The organism is Streptomyces katrae (genome assembly GCF_000966975.1).
Classification (GTDB): Bacteria; Actinomycetota; Actinomycetes; order Streptomycetales; family Streptomycetaceae; genus Streptomyces; species Streptomyces katrae.
On record NZ_JZWV01001325.1, the window covers coordinates 1 to 4,223 of the forward strand.

The window sequence follows — 4,223 nt, forward strand, 5'->3', positions numbered from 1 at the left end:
GCGGCGAGGAGCCTCTCGATCACGCGGTGGGCCCGGTCAGGTGCTGCATGACGGTGGCGAGGAAGCGGTCGCGGTCCCCGGGCGCCGACCAGGCCCCGGCCAGGCGCAGTTGGATGGCGTTGAGGAGCTGGTCGGTGGCGAGGTCGCCGTCCTCCGCGCGTTCGAGGAAGCTCCGGACGAGGTCCTGGTACTCGGCGCCGTCCGCTCCGGTGATGTCGACGCCGAGCCGTCCGCGCACGATGCGGGCGAGCTTCTCGGGGCCGGGGGCGTCCAGGTGGAGGCGGACGCAGCGGCGCAGGAAGGCGGGCGGGAAGTCCCGTTCGCCGTTGCTGGTGAGGACGACCACGGGGAAGTGGCTGCACTGCACGCGGCCCTGGGTGACGGCGACCCCCGCGTCGGGGTCGTCGTCGGTGCCGATGGCGACGGTCGGCTCCTCCTTGGCCAGGCGGGCGAGTTCGGGGATGACGAAGCCGCCGTCCTCGAAGACCGTGAGGAGGTCGCCGGGCAGGTCGATGTCGCTCTTGTCGATCTCGTCGATGAGCAGCACGCGGGGCCTTCGCTGGGGCAGCAGGGCGGTGCCGAGCGGGCCGAGGCGCAGGTACCGGGCGATGGACGGGGCGGGGGCGGCCGGTCCGGCGGCCGGGGCGCCGGGGAGGCGGACCTGTTCCAGTCCGGCCTCCTGGAGCCGGCCGATGGCGTCGTAGAGGTAGAGGCCGTCGCGCAGGACGGTTCGGCTGGTGATCGGCCAGTGCAGTACGGGGCCCAGGGCCAGGTCGGCGGCGATGCTGTGGGCGAGGGTGGACTTGCCGACGCCGGGCCTGCCGGTGACGAGCAGGGGCCGGCGCAGATGGAGGGCGGTGTTGACCACGTCCTTCTCCGGTTCGTCGGGGACGTAGCCCTCGCCGCGCCGCCGGGTGCGTTCCCAGGCCTCCCCGGTGCAGCCGGGCGGCCCGTAGGCCGGGTCGGGGCGGCCGGTGAAGTCCCGCCAGGGCGGCGGCGATCCGGCTTCCAGGCGGGCGCGCCGGTCCTCGCCCGGGCCCTCGCCCTGGTACAGCCACCAGTCCTTCGCCACTGCCTCTGCCTCCATCGTCGCGTGAAGTCGTGCGGTCGGTCGGGCCGTTCGGATCCTGCGGGTGGTACGGGGGGTCGTACGGGCGGTGCGGGCGGTGCGGGCCCTCCGGGTCGTCCGGTTCACCGGTTCGTCCGGGCGGGGCCCGGCGGGCGGGCGGCGGCGGTGTGGGGGTCACAGCAGGGAGCGGAGGTCGATGGTGTCGTCGGGATCGTCCCACAACAGCACGAGCCGGTCTGCCCCTTCGGCCCCGCCCCCGGCGGCCGCCTGGCGCACTTCGCGCACGCGGGCGGGCAGGCCGAGCACCGCCGGTGCGCCCGGGAGGGCCTCCGGGGAGAGCCGGGCGGGCAGCCCGCCGGCGGGTGCGCCGCCGCCGCGCTGCCAGACGGCGGCGGGGACGCCCCCTTCGAGGAGCGCCTCCAGCAGGGCCTCCGTCCGGGCCGCCGAGGCGTGCCCGAGGACGCAGGCGGGCGCGGTGCGGGCGCCCAGCTGCACCCCGAGCGCGTCGGTGACGTCCGGGTCCTCCACGACGCGTACGGTGTCCGGGTGGCGGCCGCCCTGGGCCTGCATCCAGCGCCATTTGGCCCGCCATTCGGTGCGGGTGTCCTCGCGCTCCTGCGGGCAGCGCACCACGACCTCGTAGCGCATGCCGAGGGGGCGGGTGCGGCCGCCGGGTCCGCGGCGCGGGACGGGCCACTGGTCGAAGTCCGTCTCCAGCATCTCGTACGGGACGTGGAACTCGATCCTTCCGATGGCCTCCGAGCTCCGCCCGGACCCGTCGGAGGCCCCCGGCCCGTCGGCGGACAGGGCGAGCTGGCGCAGCAGTTCGGCGTGTACGGCGGCCGGGGAGACCGGGCTGCCCTCCGACTCCCATACGTGGCGGGTGCGTTCGCCGCGCAGCCACATCCGGGCCAGCAGGCCGTCCTCGCCGCCGGGCGGGGACTCCAGCCGGACGTGCAGCACGGCCTGCCGGGCGGGGCCGGGCGGCGGGCGCAGCACGGGGAGGGAGAGGCGTTCGCGGGTGGCGCCGACCCATTGCGCGAGCCGGGCGGCCCAGTCCGGGTCGCCGAGCCCGCCGGCGCTGCCGCCGGGGCGGCCGGCCCGGTCGGCGAGGTAGTGGACGAAGGGCACGGCCAGGGGCATGCCGCCGCGGCCGCCCTGGCGCTCGTCGAGGTCCGCGACCACTTCGAGGAGGCTGTCGGCGGGTAGCCCGTGCTGGGCGGGGGTGGTGCAGCCGGCCTCCTTGAACGCCCACGCGTAGGCCTCGTAGGCGCAGCGCGGCAGGGCGCGGCCCTCGAACAGGTGGCCGAGCCCGTCCCAGCCGGTCTGGTCGAGGCGGGCGGCCCGCGGCAGGGCCGGCCCGTGGAGGCCGTCGTCGAGGAAGGAGCTCGCGTCCCAGTCCCGGTCGACCAGGAACTGGGGCAGCTGCCAGCCTTCGCCGCGCTCGCGCAGTTCCTGGAAGGCCCGGTGGATGCGGCGGGCGGCCTTCGGGAGGCCGGTGACGCCCTCGCGCACGGAGCGGTCGCCGAGTTCCGCGAGCAGGGCCTCGGTGAAGCGGCCGGCGCCGGCTTCGGCGTCGTTCTGCGCGGGCTCGCCCTCGCGGGAGGCGTAGAGCCGGAACTGGCGCCGTCCGGGGACGGTGGCGCCGCCGCCGTAGTCGCTGCGGCCGAAGTTCCACCGGGTGTCGCGGGGTGCGTCGACCCGGCAGGCGTCCACCAGCGCGGCCTGCAGCGGGAACCGGCGGTGTTTGACCAGGTCGGTCCTCCACCAGCGCAGTGCGGAGTCGAGGTTGAGGTGGCGGATCTGGCCGGGTCCGGCGTCGGCGCAGGGCAGCATCAGCTCCCCGTCGCGGCCGAGGTAGCCGTGCCCGGCCCAGAAGATCCACAGCAGGTCGCCGTCGCACTGCGGGAGTTCTTCGAGCAGGGCCGATTTGGCGTTGGCCTCGGTCGCGGGCCGGTACGCCGATCTCAGCTCGGCCAGGCCCGGGGAGGCCGTCCAGTCGAGCCGGGCGGGGTCGTCGAGCGGGGAGAGCAGCAGCCGTACGTTCGCCGCGGGCACCTGGCCGGGGCCGGTGAGCCAGTGGGCGAAGCGCAGGGCGTCGCGGGCGGGGCCGCGCAGGTTCCAGTGGTGGCTGATGCCGTACCGCTCGACGCCGGCGACGAGCGCGAAGGTGCGCCGGGGCGTGAGGGCTACGGACAAGTCCTGGGTTCTGGGCGGCGGTTCGAGGTCCGTGTCCGGCCGGAGTCCGGGGTGGGTCACCCGATGCCCGCTTCGGCCACCGCCCGTTCGATGCGCTCGTAGAGGGACCGCTGTTTCCAGTAGGCGCTGTGGGAGGCCGGGAAGGGCTGGCGGCTGCGGATCTCGTGGTCGGTGACGCGGGGGTCGCCGGGGAAGACGGGCCCGGCGAGGTAGGAGAGGACGTCCTGCCGGTCGTACACGTTGAGCCAGCGCGGGAAGCCGTACGGGAGGGCGCTGCCGGGCGGGAGGGCGGTGAGGGCGCCGAGTTCGTACAGGTACGGGGCCTGCGAGCCGACGGTGACCAGCAGTTCGGCGCCGGGGACGGGCCCGCCGGAGGCGGCCTCCAGGGCGAGCAGGTCCACCAGGGCGATACCGCCGAGGCTGTGGCCGATCAGTACGGTCGGGCCGGGTTCGGCGGTGATCCGGGCGTGCAGGAAGGAGCGCAGTTCGGTGCCCCGGGCCTGGTAGCGCAGGATGTCGCCGAGGGCGGGGGTGGCGCCGACGGTCAGGGAGCCGCGCCAGGCGTTGAGCAGCGGCTGCGTGGAGACCCGCAGGGCGAGCCGGCCCAGGAGGGCGGCCGCGCGGGCGCCGGGGACGCGGGCGCCGCCGCCCAGGCGGGTGGTGAGCAGTTCGACGAGCCGGTCCCGCTCGGCGGCGGTGCAGTCGGCGTCGGCCCCGGCGGCGGCGAGGGCGCCGGCGGTGACGGACCGGGCGAGGGTGGTGGCCAGCTCGCGGGCCTCGGGTTCGGCGGTGGCACGGGCTCCGGCGCGGGCGGCCTCGGCGGAGTCGGCGGCCGTCAGCAGGGCGGGGCGGAAGCCGGGGGCGAGACCGGTGCCGTCCAGCAGGGCGCGGAGCTCGCCGCCTTCGCCGCGGGGGCCGTACGGGGCTTCGGCGAGGCGGTGCAGGAGGCCGAGGA

Annotated in this window: 2 protein-coding genes and 1 pseudogene; all 3 read right to left on the reverse strand. The window is 76.5% G+C overall.

Annotated features, from left to right (window positions below):
* Nucleotides 1-19: 19 nt before the first annotated feature.
* The gene (locus VR44_RS36770) at nt 20-1,087 is read right to left on the reverse strand and encodes an AAA family ATPase (RefSeq protein ID WP_045952014.1); all 1,068 of its coding nucleotides are present in this window, start codon (nt 1,085-1,087) and stop codon (nt 20-22) included.
* Nucleotides 1,088-1,243: 156 nt separating this feature from the next.
* On the reverse strand, nt 1,244-3,268 hold the full coding sequence (locus tag VR44_RS41725) for a VMAP-C domain-containing protein (RefSeq protein ID WP_157880531.1): 2,025 nt from the start codon (nt 3,266-3,268) through the stop codon (nt 1,244-1,246).
* A 56-nt stretch (nt 3,269-3,324) separates the two neighbouring features.
* Nucleotides 3,325-4,223, reverse strand: a pseudogene (locus tag VR44_RS41730) (alpha/beta hydrolase); the annotation flags it as partial.

Bases quoted from the DNA above. Each gene is read 5' to 3' on its own strand.
- VR44_RS36770 (WP_045952014.1), bottom strand. From the start codon at position 1,087: ATGGAGGCAGAGGCAGTGGCGAAGGACTGGTGGCTGTACCAGGGCGAG.